The 16,618-nt window shown below is 63.3% G+C and carries 15 protein-coding genes; 10 read left to right on the top strand and 5 right to left on the bottom strand.

Annotated elements, in window-relative coordinates; all coding sequences use genetic code 11:
- Positions 1–95: 95 nt before the first annotated feature.
- Entirely contained in the window at positions 96–767 is a 672-nt protein-coding gene (locus AC1RBA_RS04160; protein ID WP_492401426.1) for a hypothetical protein, read from the bottom strand.
- A 233-nt stretch (positions 768–1,000) separates the two neighbouring features.
- On the opposite strand from AC1RBA_RS04160, the gene AC1RBA_RS04165 reads away from it, so the two are divergent.
- The 9 genes from AC1RBA_RS04165 to AC1RBA_RS04205 all read left to right on the top strand — a co-directional run bounded on the left by AC1RBA_RS04165 (position 1,001) and on the right by AC1RBA_RS04205 (position 11,715).
- Positions 1,001–3,217 (top strand): TonB-dependent receptor, encoded by a 2,217-nt coding sequence (locus AC1RBA_RS04165; RefSeq protein WP_492416762.1) that lies wholly within the window; start codon positions 1,001–1,003, stop codon positions 3,215–3,217.
- A gap of 85 nt (positions 3,218–3,302) precedes the next feature.
- Positions 3,303–4,175, top strand: a complete 873-nt coding sequence (locus tag AC1RBA_RS04170) for a hypothetical protein (RefSeq protein WP_492416764.1) — start codon at positions 3,303–3,305, stop codon at positions 4,173–4,175.
- A gap of 83 nt (positions 4,176–4,258) precedes the next feature.
- A complete protein-coding gene (locus AC1RBA_RS04175) occupies positions 4,259–5,386 on the top strand; it encodes a sensor histidine kinase (protein ID WP_070218736.1) in 1,128 nt (375 codons plus the stop codon).
- Positions 5,387–5,556: 170 nt separating this feature from the next.
- Positions 5,557–7,011, top strand: a complete 1,455-nt coding sequence (locus tag AC1RBA_RS04180) for a circularly permuted type 2 ATP-grasp protein (protein ID WP_492416766.1) — start codon at positions 5,557–5,559, stop codon at positions 7,009–7,011.
- On the top strand, positions 7,005–7,949 hold the full coding sequence (locus AC1RBA_RS04185; RefSeq protein ID WP_289946987.1) for an alpha-E domain-containing protein: 945 nt from the start codon (positions 7,005–7,007) through the stop codon (positions 7,947–7,949). The genes AC1RBA_RS04180 and AC1RBA_RS04185 overlap by 7 nt, the downstream gene beginning before the upstream one ends.
- A complete protein-coding gene (locus tag AC1RBA_RS04190; RefSeq protein WP_492416769.1) occupies positions 7,949–8,758 on the top strand; it encodes a transglutaminase family protein in 810 nt (269 codons plus the stop codon). Before AC1RBA_RS04185 ends, AC1RBA_RS04190 begins: the two co-directional genes overlap by 1 nt.
- Before the next feature lie 91 nt (positions 8,759–8,849).
- The gene (locus AC1RBA_RS04195) at positions 8,850–9,728 is read left to right on the top strand and encodes a proteasome-type protease (protein ID WP_121669383.1); all 879 of its coding nucleotides are present in this window, start codon (positions 8,850–8,852) and stop codon (positions 9,726–9,728) included.
- A gap of 108 nt (positions 9,729–9,836) precedes the next feature.
- On the top strand, positions 9,837–11,186 hold the full coding sequence (locus tag AC1RBA_RS04200) for an alpha/beta hydrolase (RefSeq protein WP_492416771.1): 1,350 nt from the start codon (positions 9,837–9,839) through the stop codon (positions 11,184–11,186).
- A gap of 103 nt (positions 11,187–11,289) precedes the next feature.
- Positions 11,290–11,715: a Fur family transcriptional regulator gene (locus tag AC1RBA_RS04205; protein WP_070218730.1), complete on the top strand. Its 426-nt coding sequence runs from the start codon at positions 11,290–11,292 to the stop codon at positions 11,713–11,715.
- 13 nt (positions 11,716–11,728) lie between these two features.
- Here AC1RBA_RS04205 and AC1RBA_RS04210 read toward each other — a convergent pair whose 3' ends face one another.
- From AC1RBA_RS04210 to zigA, 4 genes are read right to left on the bottom strand one after another with little or no spacing between them, the layout of a single operon-like run.
- Positions 11,729–12,247: a GNAT family N-acetyltransferase gene (locus tag AC1RBA_RS04210; protein WP_492416773.1), complete on the bottom strand. Its 519-nt coding sequence runs from the start codon at positions 12,245–12,247 to the stop codon at positions 11,729–11,731.
- A gap of 44 nt (positions 12,248–12,291) precedes the next feature.
- A complete protein-coding gene (locus AC1RBA_RS04215) occupies positions 12,292–13,080 on the bottom strand; it encodes a HoxN/HupN/NixA family nickel/cobalt transporter (protein ID WP_492416775.1) in 789 nt (262 codons plus the stop codon).
- On the bottom strand, positions 13,077–14,081 hold the full coding sequence (locus AC1RBA_RS04220) for a CobW family GTP-binding protein (protein WP_492416777.1): 1,005 nt from the start codon (positions 14,079–14,081) through the stop codon (positions 13,077–13,079). Before AC1RBA_RS04220 ends, AC1RBA_RS04215 begins: the two co-directional genes overlap by 4 nt.
- Positions 14,082–14,099: 18 nt before the next feature.
- On the bottom strand, positions 14,100–15,326 hold the full coding sequence (gene zigA, locus AC1RBA_RS04225) for a zinc metallochaperone GTPase ZigA (RefSeq protein WP_492416779.1): 1,227 nt from the start codon (positions 15,324–15,326) through the stop codon (positions 14,100–14,102).
- A gap of 237 nt (positions 15,327–15,563) precedes the next feature.
- On the opposite strand from zigA, the gene AC1RBA_RS04230 reads away from it, so the two are divergent.
- On the top strand, positions 15,564–16,610 hold the full coding sequence (locus tag AC1RBA_RS04230; protein ID WP_492416781.1) for a hypothetical protein: 1,047 nt from the start codon (positions 15,564–15,566) through the stop codon (positions 16,608–16,610).
- Positions 16,611–16,618: the final 8 nt, after the last annotated feature.

Below are 16,618 nucleotides of genomic sequence, written 5' to 3' on the forward strand. Positions count from 1 at the left end.
TCGGCTTAGCCCGCAGGGCGTAAGCCGACAAGCGCCGCCACGCAGACTGTCAGATTACGCTGCGCTAATCTGACCTACATAGCATTCAATCCGGCTCAACCAGGGCAAGGCACGCGTTTGATCTTGCCGCCCGTCTTGAACGGATCGGCGCCCGCGCCCGGGTTCGCATCCATGCCAAAGCACGTGGCGCCACCGGGGTTGACGACGCGCGTGGCGGGACGCCCATCGGCCGTCAGGTATTCCTCTACGCGGATGACGGGGCCGCCGCGCCAGGCGGAGGCGACCTGTTTCTGGAACGCGCTGTCGCCTTTGAGGTCGGCCGCGGCCAGCCAAGGCTGTTGTTGTTTGAGTTCGCCGCGCAAGGCCTTGTCGGCCGCGCCCGCGGCCAGCCGGGCGCGCGTGCGCAAATCGGGGCCAGCTGGCGCGTTCGGGGGCGCGGCGGACAATTCCTCGGCGGGCATGGTGATGGCTTCTGCTGTCACGGGCGGCATGTCAGGCACGACGGACGGAACCTGAGCCCGCGCGCGCGGCACGGGAATCGGCATGGGTGGCGGCATGGCCATCGGCGGCGCCGGCGGCGTGGGCCGGGGCGGCAGCAAGGTCATGAAGGCCACTTCCGTATATTGCTTGAGCTGCCGCGCCGGCAGCAGGAGGAAATACAGGCCCAGCGCATGCATGGCCAGGATCAGCGCGACGGCCGCGCCTTTGAAGCTCAAGCCGCCCCGTAGGCGCATGGAAGCGGACTGTAGATGGCGGTGCAATGGCATGCGGTTTCCTGTGGGCGCCGGGCGCGATGGCTTATTTTAGCGAAACTTGACCATAGGCATTAATAAATCCACAAGGTATCGCCTGGCGCGCCTTTTCTCGCCAGATTCCGGCACCCTGGGGTATCGGATGTTGCACAAATGACGACTTTTTCATCGCTTTCTCACACTTTCCCACGCGCCGCACCGCGCTGGAATATAATGATAATCATTCTCATTAATATCCAGATAACTCCATGCGCACCTTCCACCTCGTCCCTACCCCGTTCGCCCTGGCCGCCTTCCTGCTGGCCAGCGCCGCCGCCCACGCGCAAACCAGCACCGCAGCAGCGGCCGGCGACGCGCCAACCATGCCGACCGTGGTCGTCAATGCCTCGGCCGACGCGTCGGCGCAAGGACTGTCGAAAGCGTATGCGGGTGGCCAGGTGGCGCGCGGCGGGCGCATGGGCATCCTCGGTGCCTTGGACATGATGGACTCGCCATTCGGCAGCACCAGTTATACACAGCAATTCATTGCCGACCAGCAAGCGCGCAGCGTGGGCGACTTGCTGCAAAGCGATGGCGCCGTGCGCATGTCTCGCGGTTACGGCAACTTCCAGGAAGTGTATGTGATCCGCGGCTTCGCCCTCGATTCGGACGACGTGGCGTACAACGGCCTGTACGGCGTCCTGCCTCGTCAATATGTCTCGCCGGAATTACTCGAGCGCGTGGAAGTGTTCCGCGGCGCCAGCGCCTTCCTCAACGGCGCGGCGCCGGGCGGCAGCGGCATCGGCGGCGCCATCAACCTGATGCCCAAGCGCGCCGGCAACACGCCGCTGACGGAATTGACCGTGGGCGTGGAATCGGGCGGCCACGCCTACGCGGCCATCGACGTGGCGCGCCGCTTTGGCGAGCAGCAGGAATTCGGCGTGCGCGTGAATGCCGCCAAGCGCCAGGGCGAAACCGGCATCCAGCGCGAAGACCACGACGTGGGCATGTTCTCGGTGGGCCTCGACTACCGGGGCCGCGGCTACCGCCTGTCGGCCGACGCCGGCTACCAGAATTTCGATTTGACGGCGCCGCGCCCTTCCATCAACACGGGCAGCCTGACGGCCTTGCCGGGCGCACCCGATGCGTCGAAGAACTTTGCCCAGCCGTGGAGCTATTCGAAGGAGCATGACGTGTTCGGCACGGCGCGCGCCGAAGTCGACCTCGCCAAGGATGTCGTAGCCTGGGCCGCGTTCGGCAGCCGCTCGACGAAGGAAGCGAACAGCCTGGCCCAACCGACGTTGAGCGCGCTCAATGGCGATGCCAGCGTGTACCGCTTCGACAATGCCCGCAAGCAGGAAATCCGCACGGGCGAACTGGGCGTGCGCGGCAAGCTCCATACCGGCGCCGTCCGCCACACCCTGGTGGCCAGCTGGTCCGGTCACTGGAACGAGGCGAAGAATGCGTATGCGATCAGCGATTATGCGGGCTTGCCGACGAATATCTACCATCCGCTGGACGTGGCCATGCCGCCCACCCTGCCCGCGAACTCTGCCGGCGTGATGAACGACCCACGGCTGACGCAAAAAACTATCCTCAACAGCTACGCCGTGGCCGATACCATGGCCTTCCTCGACGACCGGCTGCTGCTGACCGTGGGCCTGCGCCGCCAGCAGATCCGCGACGCGGCGTATGCCTATGGCACGGCCGTGCAATATTCCAGCTATGACAAGAGCGCCACGACGCCCGTGGCCGGCATCGTCTACAAGGCCAGCAAGAACGTGTCGGTCTACGCCAACTACATCGAGGCGCTGGTCAAGGGTCCCGTTGCCAGCGGCACCTACTTCGATGGCAAGGAGAACCAGCTGGTCAGCAACCATGGCGAAGTCTTCTCGCCCTACAAGTCGAAGCAGAAGGAAATCGGCGTCAAATATGACGGCGGCAGGCTGGGCATGAGCGCCGCGCTGTTCTCGACCGCCAAGCCCTTGCCGGCCGTGGTCGGCTCGCGCGCCACCTTGTCGGGCGAACAGCGCAACCAGGGCCTGGAACTGTCCGTCTTCGGCACGCCGATGGCGGGCGTGCGCCTGCTGGGCGGCCTGACCTGGCTCGATACGGAACAGCGCAAGACGGACAAGCCGGCCAACAATGGGAAGAACGCCATCGGCGCGCCAAAAACACAGCTCAGCGTGGGCGGCGAATGGGACGTGCCCGGCGCGCCAGGCTTGAGCCTGAATGCCCGCACCGTCTACACCTCGACGCAGTATGCGGATCTGGCCAACAGCAAACAGTTGCCTTCCTGGACCCGCGTCGACATCGGCGCGCGCTACCTGACGCAACTGGCGGGCCATGACGTGACCTTGCGCGCGCGCATCGACAACGTGGCCGACCGCAGCTACTGGGCCTCGGCCGTCTCCTCGTTCGACGCGGGCAGCCTCGTGCTGGCCGCGCCGCGCACCTTCGTCGTATCGGGCAGCGTGGCGTTTTAACCGGACCGACGCGAAGCTGCCGCTTCCCCGGGCAGCTTCGCGTGCGCGCCTGTGCCAACGGCCGGATTTGGGCGACAATGCCAGCATGAAACTCCCTGCCCTCCTGTTATTGCTCTGCATGTCCCTGCCCGCCGCTGCCCAAAAGCAGGCCGGATGCCCGTATGCCGCCTGGAAAAGCGGTTTCAAGGGCGATGCGCGGGCGCAAGCCATGTGTCTGCTGCGCCCCGTGAAACTGTATGCGCGTCTGGGCGACAGTGCGCCGCTGCCGGCCTTTCTTGCCGCCCACGTCGGCCAGCGCACGGGCATCGCCCCCGTCGCCCTGCGCGCCTGGCTGGCGCAGCAATCGATCAGCGAAGCGGACGCGGGCGGCGCCGTCGATGCACCGCTGTCGCGCGCCGTGGGCCGGCTGGCCGCGCCCATGGCCCGCTATTTCGTCATCCACGACACCAGCTACCCGAATTTCTTGTTAGAAACTATTCCCGATCACATCAACGACGCCAGCTGGGATTTCAACGATTTCAGCTTGCGCAATCCGGCGCTGGGCGGCGGTCCGAAAGGCCATGTCTACGTGAACCGGCTCGGCGATTCCCTGGCCGTGCGCGACTTTGGCACGGCCGGCTATGCCAGCAAGCTGGAAAAGGACAAGCCGTCGCTGACGGGCCTGTTCCTGCACGTGGAACTGGTGCAGCCGCGCAACTCCGTGCCCGGCGGCGGCAAGGGCAACGATGGCCTGGCGCCCGATCCCGGCTTTACACCGGCCCAATACGACCGCCTGGCCCTGCTGTACATCGCCGCCAGCGTGCGCAAGGGCACGTGGCTGATCCCTGCCTTCCACGCCGTGCTCGATACGGGCTTTGCGAACGGTCATGACGACCCGCAAAACTTTTCGCTGGAGCAATGGGATGCGGCCCTCAGCCATTTGAGCGCCGTCATGACGGGCGCCCACGCGTCAAATTGAACGCCACCTGCGCGCCGATTTGGAGGATACTTTAGCTCCCGCCTTGCATCGCGCGGATGCCGGGATGTCGATGGGGAGCCGCGATGACCTATGCCTCTGACCAGAAAATGCTTGCGCTGGACATGCCCGCCCGCACGCGGCGCATCTTCAGCATGCGCGATGCCGTGCTGACGCAGTGGGAGCACGAGGTGCGCGCCAAGGTACGCGGCGCCGATGCCTTGCTCACGCCCATCCTCATCAACACCTTGCCCGCCTTCTTCGACAACCTGGCCGAAGCGCTCACGCCAGGCTACCCGCGCGACGACGCCACCAGCAACACCAACGCGCCTGCCGTGCATGGCAACGAACGGGCGCGCATGACCAGTTATGGCCCGGAACAGGTAATTCAGGAATACCAGATTTTCCGCGACTGCTTCGCCGCCGCCGCGCTGGAGGCGGGCGTGCCGCTGCGGCGAAAGGACTGGAAGGTGATCAATGCCTCGATCGATACGGGCATCCGCGAAGCCATCCTGGAATTTACCGCCATGCACGAAAGTTTTCAGCGCCGCATCGCCGCCGGGCTGTCGCACGACATGCGCAATCCCCTGTCCGTCATGCTCAACAGTGCACAGCTGCTGCAGCGGCGCGCGCAACAGCCGGACGTGGCGGCGCTGGCGCTGAAAATTATCGAGCACGGCAAGCGCCTCGACGACATGATCCAGGAATTGCTCGATACGCTCAGCTACCACCGGGGACAAAAGCTGCCCCTCGTCCTGCGGCGCCTCGACGTACTGCCGCTGGCACGGCAGGTTGCCGACAGCGTCAATATCGGCCATCCGGGCAAATGCGTGGTCAGCGGCACCTCCGTGACGGGCTGGTGGTGCGAAAATTCGCTGCGCCGTGCCCTGGAAAACCTCGTCGTCAATGCCGTCAAGTATGGCGACGACGGTCCCATCCATATTCATATCGACAGTTTGCGCGAACGCATGATCTTGAGCGTGCACAACACGGGCAGCAATATCGCGCAAGACCAGACGCAGCGCATCTTCGAATACCTGCGCCGCGAGCACGAAGGCAACGCGCCCGGCTGGGGTATCGGCCTGCCCTTCGTGCAAAACGTGGCGGAAAGCCACGGCGGCAGCGCGCTGGTCGACAGTGCGCCGGAAACGGGCACCACGTTTACCATCGACCTGCCGATCGATTGCCGGCCCTTCGTCACGCCAGGCACCTGATCGCAGCTACGCCCCATCTGCCGGCAAAATCGCTGCCGTAGCGCACCAAAGCGGTGCGGATGACGGTTTTACGCCACAAAAGTGGTCATTTTTTACATACTTTCGGGCGTGCGCCATTGGCACGCTTCCTGCTGAGCTATAGTCAGACACGGCTCAAGGGAAATCACAACATGGCAAATTTTTTCAATGAAATGACTGCAGATGACGTGGGTACGGACAGCAAGGTACGTGAACACTATCGTGAATTCAACAACTGGCTGGAACAGCAATCGCCCGAGACCATCGCCCGCAAGCGGGCCGAAGCCGACCTGACGTTCCGCCGCGTCGGCATCACGTTCGCCGTCTACGGCGACGATGCCGGCACGGAACGCCTGATTCCGTTCGACACCATCCCCCGCATCATCCCCGCTGCCGAATGGGCGCAGATGCAGACGGGCCTGATCCAGCGCGTGCAAGCCTTGAACATGTTCATCCATGATATCTATCATGAACAAAACATCATCAAGGCGGGCATCATTCCCGCCGAGCAAATCTACAAGAATGCCCAGTACCGCCCGGAAATGCAGGGCATTGCCGTCGCTTCCGACATCTATGCGCACATCGCCGGCGTCGACATCGTGCGCGCGGGCAAGGGCGAATTCTATGTACTGGAAGACAATCTGCGGGTGCCGTCCGGCGTATCCTACATGCTGGAAGACCGCAAGATGATGATGCGGCTGTTCCCGGAACTGTTCGCGCGCAACCGCATCGCGCCCGTCGACCATTACCCGGATATGCTGCTAGACAACTTGCGTTCCGTCGCGCCCATGGGCGTCGATGACCCGACGGTCGTCGTCATGACGCCCGGCATGTACAACTCCGCCTACTTCGAGCACGCTTTCCTGGCCCAGCAGATGGGCGTGGAACTGGTCGAAGGCAAGGATTTGTTTGTCAAAGACAATTGCGTCTACATGCGCACCACGCGCGGGCCCAAGCGCGTCGACGTCATCTACCGCAGGGTCGACGACGATTTCCTCGATCCGCTGGCCTTCCGCTCCGATTCCTCGCTGGGCGTGCCGGGCCTGCTGTCCGTGTACCGCGCGGGACGGGTCACCTTGGCCAACGCCATCGGCACGGGCGTGGCCGACGACAAGTCGATCTACCCTTTCGTGCCCGACATGATCAAATTCTACCTGTCGCAGGAACCGATCCTCAACAACGTGCCCACCTACCAGTGCCGCAAGGCGGCCGACCTGTCCTACGTGCTGGCGAATCTGGCGAAACTCGTCGTCAAGGAAGTGCATGGCGCGGGCGGCTACGGCATGCTGGTGGGGCCGGCGTCGAGCCTGGCGCAGATCGAGGATTTCCGCCAGCGCCTGCTGGCCAATCCGGACGGCTACATCGCCCAGCCGACCCTGGCCCTGTCCGCCTGCCCCACGTACGTGGACGCTGGCATCGCGCCGCGTCACATCGATCTGCGCCCGTTCGTGCTGTCCGGCAAGACGATTTCCATGGTACCGGGCGGCCTGACCCGCGTGGCGCTGGGCGAAGGCTCGCTGGTGGTCAATTCATCGCAGGGGGGCGGCACCAAGGATACCTGGGTACTGGAAGCCACATCCGCCTTTGCAGGAGAGAAAACATGCTGAGCCGCACTGCCGATCATTTGTTCTGGATGGCCCGCTACACGGAGCGGGCGGAAAATACGGCGCGCATGCTCGACGTCAACATGCAAACGTCCATGCTGCCCCAGTCCGAGCAGGACGCGGAGCAAGGCTGGCGCGCCACCTTGGGCATTTCCGAGCTGCAAAGCGCGTACGACCACCAATATGGCCGCTTCCATACGCGCGACGTGCTCGACTTCATGGTGCGCGACCCGAACAACCCCTCGTCCATCCTGGCCTGCCTGACGGGCGCGCGCGAAAACGCCCGCGCCGTGCGGGGCACCCTGACGACGGAAGTGTGGGAAATCCAGAACGCCACCTGGCTCGACATGCAGAAGCGCCTGAAAAGCAATCTGCTGGAAACGGACCCCAGCGCCTTCTTCGAATGGGTCAAGTACCGCTCGCACCTGTCGCGCGGCGTGACCCTGGGCACCATGCTCAAGGACGAAGCCATCCACTTCATTCGCCTGGGCACCTTCCTCGAGCGGGCCGACAACACGGCGCGCATCCTCGACGTGAAGTTCCATGGCGCGCGCGACACCTCGAAAGACATCACCCAGCGCGACTTTTACTACTGGGCCGCCCTGCTGCGCTCCGTGTCCGGCTTCGAGATCTACCGCAAGGTCTACCGCGACGTGATCACGCCAGCGCGCGTGGCGGAATTGCTGATGCTGCGCGGCGACATGCCCAGGTCGCTCCTTGCCTGCATGGATGACGTGGTGGAAAATCTGAAACATATCCGAAACGACGTGTCCGCCGATACGGAGCGGTTCGCCGGCAAGCTGCATGCGGAACTGAAATTCGGCCATATCGACGACATCATGAAGGCGGGCTTGCACCATACCCTGACGGAGTTTCTGGAAAACATCTATGAGCTGGGCAACCGGGTCAGCCGCGACTTCCTCGTTCCCTTGGCGGCCTGATGCAGCTCACCATCCGCCACGAAACCCGCTACGCCTACAGTGCACCGCTGGCCTATACCATCCAGCAGCTGCACCTGACGCCGCGTATCGAGCCGCAGCAGCGGGCCCGGTCCTGGCAAATCACGACGCCGGGCCAGTGCCACGCCTATACGGATGCCTACGGCAACCTGTCGCACATGCTGACCATTAACGGCAGCCATCAGTCGCTGAGCCTGGTCGCCCAGGGCGTGGTGGAAACCATCTACCCGCACAAGGGACGACTGAACCTGGTCGATACCCTGTCCCCGCTGTTGTTTACCATGCCGACGCCGCTGACGCAGGCCAACCCTGCCATCGTGGAGCTGGCGGCCGCCAGCCTGCCGGACCGCCGCGTGACGGCCGGCACGGGCCATCTGCTGCGCCTGGCCGAGCACATCGTCGGCAAGGTGGCGTATGAAAGCGGCGCCACCATGGTCACCACCACGGCCGGCGACGCCCTGGCACTGGGGCGCGGCGTGTGCCAGGACCACGCCCATCTGTTCCTCGCCTGCTGCCACGCCTGGGGTATCCCGGCCCGTTATGTGTCCGGCTACATCGACCCAGGCACGACGGGCCACGCGGCCAGCCACGCCTGGGTCGACGCCTGGACGGAAGACACGGATTTCGCAGGCTGGGTCAGCATCGACGTGACCCACGCGCGGCTGATGACGGATGCGTATTGCCGCTTGGCCATCGGGCGCGACTACGATTCGGCGGCGCCCGTGCGCGGCGTGCGCCAGGGCGGCGGCACGGAAACGCTGCACGTGGATGTACAGATCGTGCCCGTGTAAATAGGCAGGAATGAGGCTGGCCGGGGCTTGCGGCGGAGACTCAAGCCCCGGCTGGTGTAGAATGCTCCCCCTTTGGATTTGATTTACGACGATGACTTATTGCATAGGCATGCGCCTGAACGAAGGCCTGGTCTTCCTGTCCGACTCCCGCACCAACGCCGGCGTGGACCAGGTGGGCACCTTCCGCAAGATGAGCGTGTTCGAGAACCCGGGCGACCGCATGCTGGTCCTGATGACGGCGGGTAATTTGTCGATCTCGCAGGCGATCCGCCAGATCGTCTCCGAACACGTCGATGCGGACGGACGCAGCATCTGGAACGTGGCCAGCATGTACGACGCGGCGCGCATCGTGGGCGAAGCCGTGCGCACCGTGCACCTGCGCGAAGCGAAGGCCCTGGCCGACTGCGGCATCGATTTCAACGTCAGCATCATTGTGGGCGGCCAGATAGGCGCCGAGCGCTGCCGGCTGTTCCAGGTGTATTCGGCCGGCAATTTCATCGAATCGCACGATGAAAACACGTATTTCCAGATCGGCGAAGCCAAATACGGCAAGCCCATCATCGACCGGGTCATCAACCCGTTCACGCGCCTCGATGAAGCGGCCAAGTGTGCGCTGATCTCCATGGATTCCACCTTGCGCTCGAACATTTCCGTCGGCTTGCCGCTCGATCTGCTCGTCTACGAGACGGGCAGCCTGGCCGTCACGCGCTTCGTCACCATCGATGAAAAGAACCAGTATTTCCGCATGATCCGAGATACCTGGGGCGAGCAATTGAAACAGGTGTTCGAAGGCATCGTCGATCCCGTGTGGAATGCGGCGCCAGAGACCACGACGAACGTGCTGTCGTCAAGCAACATGCACAGCAAGCCGGTGCGCGTGGCCATCCCCGAGCATGTGAGCCGCGGCGGCCTGACGGTGGCCCCTCTGCAATCCTTGGCGCAGCAGTTCAGCGACGACAAGCAGCATTGACCTGCCGCGCACCGCGTGCGCGCGGTGCTGGACAAGTCGCTTTCCGCGTGCTTTTATGGCAATATGAGTTGATATTTAATTCATACTGATCAGAGAGGCAGGTAGCGCATGGACTTGATTACTTCCGCCGTCGTGGCGGCCATCGAACATGGCGCGCCCGGCCACGCGCCGGAAGCCGTCGCCAGCCACTATCAACGCCTGAAGCTGGCCATCGCCAAGTTCGACAGCGCCGCCGCCATCCTGGCCGCCATCGCCGCGCTGGAGGCCGAACCCGCCAATACCCAGCTGCAACTGGCCCTGTCGGCTGCCCTCTCCACGGCGAAAGTACCCGATGACATGGAAACCCTGTTCGCCGCGCAAGGCTTGCTCGATGCGCTGCGTCCGCCCGTAGCCCTGCCGCCGGCAGCGCCTGCGGCGCAAACGGCGCCCGCCCCCGCCGACAAAAGCGCCGTCGTGTCGAACTACGCGGTGGTGAAAGTGTATTTCGCCACGGACCGCCAGCGTGACGTGGGCAAGCCGCCGGCCCAGCGCTTCAGCGGCGAACGCAACGTCATGGGAGGCAATGGCCCGCTCAACTATGGCAGCTGCGACATCAGCATCCCGCGCGACCACCGCATGGGCCAGCTGGAATCGCCGTCGCTGTGGCGCCTGGAATTTCGCGACGACCCGGCCAAGCATGTGGTGGTGCTGTCGGCCGATGTGCAGGACCGCGACAACTTCTTTGCCGCACTGAAAACCCAGATCCGCGCGTCGGCCGGCAAGAGCGCCTTTATCTTCGTGCACGGCTACAACGTGAGTTTCGAGGATGCGGCGCGGCGCACGGGACAAATGGCCTACGACCTCGGTTTCGACGGCGCGCCCGTGTTCTACAGCTGGCCGTCGCGTGGTGAAGTGGCCAGCTACACCATCGATGAAAACAATATCGAATGGAGCACGCCCCACATCACGGCCTTCCTGGGCGACTTTCTCGCCAGCACGGAGGCGGCGCAAGTCTATCTGGTAGGCCACAGCATGGGCAGCCGGGGCCTGGCGCGCGCCGTGGCCGACTTGCTGGCCGCGCAACCGCAGCTGGCGCAAAAGATCACGGAAATCATCCTGTCCGCGCCCGACATCGACGCCGCCATCTTCAAACAGGATATCGCGCCCAAACTGGCCGGCGCGCGCAACCCCGTCACTTTATATGCCTCTTCGCAAGACCTGGCGCTGGCCGCCTCGAAAGCCGTGCACGGCTACGCGCGGGCAGGCGACAGCGGCGCCGGCATGCTGATCGTGGCGGGCGTGGAAACCATCGACGCCACCGGGGTCGACACGAGCTTCATGAAGCACTCCTACTTTGCGGAAAAGCGCTCGGCCCTGTCCGACATGTTTTATCTGATACGCAACCATGCGCGCGCCGACCAGCGCTTTCTCGAGCCCGTCGATACGGCCGCCGGCCGCTATTGGACGTTCAAACCATGACGCCGTTCCATCCGGTGCGGCACGCATGCTAAGATACGGCCCATAGGGTGGCAACGGGCACGGCGATGACGCCGTCAGCCGATCCCCCGCAAGCAGGCTTATCATGTTGACATCATCTTCTACACCGCACGCCGAATCGCTGATCCGCAACACCAACGCCCGCGTCACCAAGACGCGCGTGAAGGTGCTCGACTTTTTAATGGCGCAAAGCCGTTCGCTGACCCACCATGAAATCCAGCAAGCGCTGTCGCAGGACAGCGATATCGATTCCGTCACCCTGTACCGGGTGCTGGAATGGCTGACGGAAAATGAACTGGTGCACCGCATCGCGGGCGCCGACCAGGTGTGGCGCTTCAGCGCCGGTGCCGGCCACCAGGCGCACGAACACGCGCACTTTCAGTGCACCAAATGCGCGAACGTTACCTGCTTCAATGAAGTCAAGCTGCCGCCGCCCGTGCTCTTGCCGGAAGGCTTCAGCGGCGGCGAAGTCGATTACCTGATCAAGGGCCTGTGCCCGCGCTGCAAGTAAGACTCTTCTGACATCACTTGAGCAGCAAGGCCAGGTGATGCTCGTCATAAAACAGGTCGCCCACGCGCATCGAGCGCGGCTCCGTGCCATACGCGATAAATCCCAGGGATTCATACAGGCGCAGGGCGGCATTGTTTTCCGCATTCACGCTCAAGTGCACTTGCATGATGGCAGGGTCCGTCTCGGCCTGTTCGATGCAGGCGTTCACCAGACGCCGCGCCACGCCCTTGCCGCGCTGCGCCACATCGACAAACACGCCCCATAGCACGGCCTTGTGCGACAACTGGCGCAGCGATTCGCGCCGCAAGCCGGCAAAACCCACGAGATGATCGCCATCGAAGGCGCCAAAGCCGCGCTGCAGGGTGCCGCCGGCGATGCGCTGCACGTGTTCCTCCGGCGTGCGCGCCAGTTCATCCTCGCGTGACGCCGAAAACGAGCTGGGCGAATCCAGGATGGCGCGCAGGCGCAGCGCGCAAAAGGCGGTGGTGTCGGCTGGCGTCAGCAGGCGGATGACGATATCGGGTGCGGGCATGGGAGGACTCGGCAGTTTTTTCCCATTATACCCACGCCCTTCCCTTACGCACGCACGCGGCGCAAGCCCAGCAAGGTCCAGCCGTACAGGGCCGCCATCAGCAAGACCATGGCCGCGCCCAGCGCCGCCGTCCAGCTTTCCGGCAGCGACCAGGCCGGCTCAAGCTTGCCGGCAGCCATGCAAGCGGCCATCGCCACGCAGATGGCGACGATGGGCCAGCCCAGGCGGCGCCGGAACGCCCGCACGACATCAAGCTTGCCGGTGCGCATGACCTTTGCCGTGACCCAGCCATCGAAGGTATCCGTCACGCCCATGCCGACGGCAAACACCGTCCCCGTCAGCAAGGCTGGCCCCATGCCGCCCAGCGCCACGGCCGCGTAGCCCCAGGCCGCCGCCTGCAAGGCCGTATCGAACACCAGCGCGAACAGCATGCCGACGAGGATGGCGCCCAGCGGCCCGGACGCGCGCCGCAGCCAGCCTGGCAGCAGCCGGCCGCGCACCTCGGCCAGTTGCGCGCCGGCCAGCAAGCTGCGCGCATTCAGGGCGGCTATCACCAGCAGCAAGACGATGGGCAGCCATTCCAGCCAGCCGAACACGCTTTCCGAAGGAGTGAATTGCCTGGATGCCAGGGCGGCAACGGCCACGATGACCAGCACGCAGACGCCATGGCCGAGGGCAAACAGCGCCCCCATCCACGGCGTCCAGCGCGGGTGGGCCGCCTGGCTACGCAAGGTGAGACCATCGACGGCGGCCAGGTGGTCCGGTTCCAGGCCATGCCGCATGCCAAGCAGAAAGATCAGCGCCAGGGCGGGCAAGCCCGCTTCCACGCTCATGCGGTCACCCCGACGGGACTATCCGCCTTGACCACGCAGCGGTCAAGGCCCCGGATCAGCATCTCCTGCGGCAAGTCGCGGCCGATAAAAATGATCTTGCTGGCGCGCGGCTCATCGTCGCGCCACGGCGCGCCCAGTTCCGAGCCCATCAGCATGTGCACGCCCTGGAACACGGCGCGGCATGGCAGGTCGGCCACGTACAAAATGCCCTTGTAGCGCATCAGCTGGGCGCCGAACAGCTGCACCACGGCATCGAGAAAGTTTTCCACCTGCAGCAGATCGAGGGGCTGGGCCTGGTGGTAGACGAACGATTGCACGCCGTCCCCATGGCGGTGGCCCAGTTCTCCGAGGAAATCCGGCTCCAGTTCGACGATGGCGTTCAGATTGAAACCGCGGATGTTCAGGATGTCGCGCAAGGGCACATTGCCGAAGCGCACTTTCTGTATGCTGGCGCGGCCATTGATGGCGACCAGGCGCTGGCGCAGCGCGGCCAGGTCGTCCTTGCCGACCAGGTCCGTCTTCGACAGCAGGATGCGGTCGGCAAAGCCCACCTGTTCCTGCGCTTCCTTGTGCGCCGTCAATTGCTGCTGCGCATGGCGCGCATCGACCACCGTCAAAATGGCGTCCAGCATATAGCACTCGCTGACGGAGGGTTCCGCAAAAAAGGTTTGCGCCACGGGACCCGGCGCGGCCAGGCCCGTCGTTTCGATGATCACGTGATCAAACGTGATGGTTCCCGCCGCGCGTTTGGCGTGCAATTCGCCCAGGATGCGGATCAGGTCGCCCCGCACGCTGCAGCAGATGCAGCCATTGTTCATTTCCACGATCTGCTCGTCGCTGTCCTGCACCAGCAAGCCATGGTCGATGCTTTCGGCGGCGAATTCATTTTCGATCACGGCGATGCGCACGCCGTGATCGCCCTGCAACATGCGCTTGAGCAAGGTGGTTTTCCCGCTGCCGAGAAAGCCCGTGATGATGGTGACGGGGATCAGTTCTGTCATAGTGTGTTCCTGTTCAAGTTAGTCTTCGAGTTCTTCCATTCGTTGCCATTGGGAAAACGGGTCGGGCAGCTTGCGCCAGGCGGCCATGCCCTGGCGCGTTTCCGTGGTGTTGAGTTGACATTTCTTCAAGTCGGCCTCGATGGCGGCCTGGTCCATGTCCTGGCCGATGAAGACGAGCTCCTGGTAGCGGTCGCCGTACGTTTCGCTCCAGCCCGCCTTGACTTCCGCCAGCGATGCGGCATCCGTGGGCCAGCGCTCCTTCGGCACGGCCGCCCACCACAGTCCCACGGGTTCGATATTCATCAGCTTGCCCGCGCCGGACAGGCTGGCCACCCATTCGGGGCGGCTGGCCAGCCAGAAATATCCCTTGCTGCGCACCACGCCCGGTATCGGCTGCGAGATGAAATCGTGCAAGCGCTGTGCGTGGAACGGTTCCTTCGCCCGGTAGACGAAGCTGCCGATGCCGTAGGTTTCCGTCTCCGGCGTGTGGCTGCCCGCCAACTCCTGCGCCCAGCCCGGCATGGCGGCCGCCTGCTCCAGGTCGAACAAGTGCGTGCCCAGGATGGCGTCGAGCGGCACGATGGACTGGTTGGTTTCGATGATGCGCGCGCCGGGATTGAGGGCTTTTAAAATGGCCAGCACGCGCCGGCGCTCGTCCGCCGCCACCATGTCGACCTTGTTGAGGACGATGACATTGGCAAACTCGATCTGTTCCGTGAGCAGGTTGGCCAGCTGGCGGTCGTCGCCCTCGCCCGCCGTTTCTCCCCGCTGCTCCAGGCTGTCTTCGCTGTGAAAATCCGCCAGCAGGTTGGCGCAGTCGACGACGGTGACCATGCAGTCGATGCACGCCACGTCGTTCAGGCTGTCGCCGTGCTCGTCCTCGAAGTCGAAGGTGGCGGCCACGGGCATCGGTTCGCCCACGCCCGTCGATTCGATCAACAGGTAATCGAAGCGGTCTTCGGCCGCCAGGCGCCGCACTTCCAGCAGCAGATCGTCACGCAGGGTGCAGCAGATGCAGCCGTTCGACATTTCCACGAGTTTTTCTTCCGTGCGCGACAGTGCCGCGCCGGCCGCCTCGGCACTGTCCTTGACGAGCGAAGCGTCGATATTGACTTCGCTCATGTCGTTGACGATGACGGCCACGCGCTTGCCTTCGCGGTTGCGCAGTATGTGGTTGAGCAAGGTGGTCTTGCCGGCGCCGAGAAAGCCGGACAGGACGGTGACGGGGAGTTTGCGCTGGGGCATGGGGAATCCTTCGAATTGGTGGGTGCGTGACGGCGGATGCAAATGCAGTTACATTGCATTTGCGAATTATAATGCAACTTACTTGCATTGAGATGATAATCGTCACCTGCCATCCTGAACACGCCACGCAGTCCAGGCCACCTCCTCAAGGTGCTATAGTGGAATCGCACCGGCTCTGCTATCGAAGCAAGCGCCTGGCGACTGAACAGCTAAATTCTCACAGTGCCCAAGGAATCGATGATCTTACGCAGCCATACAACGTTTTTTGCATTAGTTATTTTGATGATGGGCAGTGCGATTGCCGCGGAAATAAAGCACCCGATCAAGCACTATATTTACTTCAATCACCGTGAACCGCACGGGGAAAACATCCGCGCGGATAAGGCATTAAGCGATCCGCGCTTCAGCGGTGCTCAAATCGTGTACACCTGGCGCAGCCTGGAGCCGGAACAGGACCGTTACGATTTTGCGCCGATCCGCCACGACATCAGCTATCTCGACTCGATCGGGAAAAAGCTGTGGATACAATTGCAGGAAAAATCATTCACGCCGCGCCACAATGTGCCGGCCTATTTGCTCAGCGATCCTCGCTACCAAGGCGGCATCATCAAGCAAAGCATGCTTTCCGCACCGGAACGCGACCCGCATAAAGCGGTCACCGATGATGAATATGGCTGGTCGCCAAAAATGTGGGAAGCGCCGGTACGCGAGCGCTATCAACGCTTGATCCAGGCGCTGGGCAAGGAATTTGACGGGAAAATCGAGGGCATCAATTTCAGCGAAAGCTCGATCGACATTGGCGTGGAAGACGGCAAGGGAAATACGACGTTCCCCGATGATTTCAAGCCGCAACACTATGTCGATGCCATCAAGGACAACATGCAGGTACTGGCCGCGGCTTTTCCCCACACCACCACCATGGTGTATCTGAATTTCCTGCCCGGTGAATGGCTGCCGTGGACCGACAAGGGCTATATGCGCGGCCTGTTTGCGCAAGCGCAAGCGCTGCGGATGGGCGTCGGCGGTCCTGACCTGATGCCGTATCGGAAAAGCCATATGGGCCAGAGTTACGGTTTTATCAAGGACTATCCGGCGAACCTGGTCAAGGGCATGGCCGTACAGGACGGCAACCTGCGCCAAGTCAATCCCCGTACCGGGAAAAAGAATTCAGTCGAAGACTTGCTCGACTTTGCCCGCAACTACCTGGGCCTCGACTATATTTTCTGGGTGGAAGACGAGCCTTACTTCAGCAATGAAGTGCTGAAAAAACTGCCGGCACATTGACAGGCGGT

It is taken from the genome of Janthinobacterium sp. GW823-FHT03B06, from assembly GCF_058796955.1.

Coding starts and splice junctions, on each gene's coding strand:
- AC1RBA_RS04215 (WP_492416775.1), bottom strand. CDS start 13,080: ATGAGCGTGGAAGCGGGCTTGCCCGCCCTGGCGCTGATCTTTCTGCTT.
- AC1RBA_RS04230 (WP_492416781.1), top strand. CDS start 15,564: ATGATCTTACGCAGCCATACAACGTTTTTTGCATTAGTTATTTTGATG.
- AC1RBA_RS04200 (WP_492416771.1), top strand. CDS start 9,837: ATGGACTTGATTACTTCCGCCGTCGTGGCGGCCATCGAACATGGCGCG.
- AC1RBA_RS04210 (WP_492416773.1), bottom strand. CDS start 12,247: ATGCCCGCACCCGATATCGTCATCCGCCTGCTGACGCCAGCCGACACC.
- AC1RBA_RS04160 (WP_492401426.1), bottom strand. CDS start 767: ATGCCATTGCACCGCCATCTACAGTCCGCTTCCATGCGCCTACGGGGC.
- AC1RBA_RS04205 (WP_070218730.1), top strand. CDS start 11,290: ATGTTGACATCATCTTCTACACCGCACGCCGAATCGCTGATCCGCAAC.
- AC1RBA_RS04165 (WP_492416762.1), top strand. CDS start 1,001: ATGCGCACCTTCCACCTCGTCCCTACCCCGTTCGCCCTGGCCGCCTTC.
- AC1RBA_RS04190 (WP_492416769.1), top strand. CDS start 7,949: ATGCAGCTCACCATCCGCCACGAAACCCGCTACGCCTACAGTGCACCG.
- AC1RBA_RS04220 (WP_492416777.1), bottom strand. CDS start 14,081: ATGACAGAACTGATCCCCGTCACCATCATCACGGGCTTTCTCGGCAGC.
- AC1RBA_RS04195 (WP_121669383.1), top strand. CDS start 8,850: ATGACTTATTGCATAGGCATGCGCCTGAACGAAGGCCTGGTCTTCCTG.
- AC1RBA_RS04175 (WP_070218736.1), top strand. CDS start 4,259: ATGACCTATGCCTCTGACCAGAAAATGCTTGCGCTGGACATGCCCGCC.
- AC1RBA_RS04180 (WP_492416766.1), top strand. CDS start 5,557: ATGGCAAATTTTTTCAATGAAATGACTGCAGATGACGTGGGTACGGAC.
- AC1RBA_RS04185 (WP_289946987.1), top strand. CDS start 7,005: ATGCTGAGCCGCACTGCCGATCATTTGTTCTGGATGGCCCGCTACACG.
- zigA (WP_492416779.1), bottom strand. CDS start 15,326: ATGCCCCAGCGCAAACTCCCCGTCACCGTCCTGTCCGGCTTTCTCGGC.
- AC1RBA_RS04170 (WP_492416764.1), top strand. CDS start 3,303: ATGAAACTCCCTGCCCTCCTGTTATTGCTCTGCATGTCCCTGCCCGCC.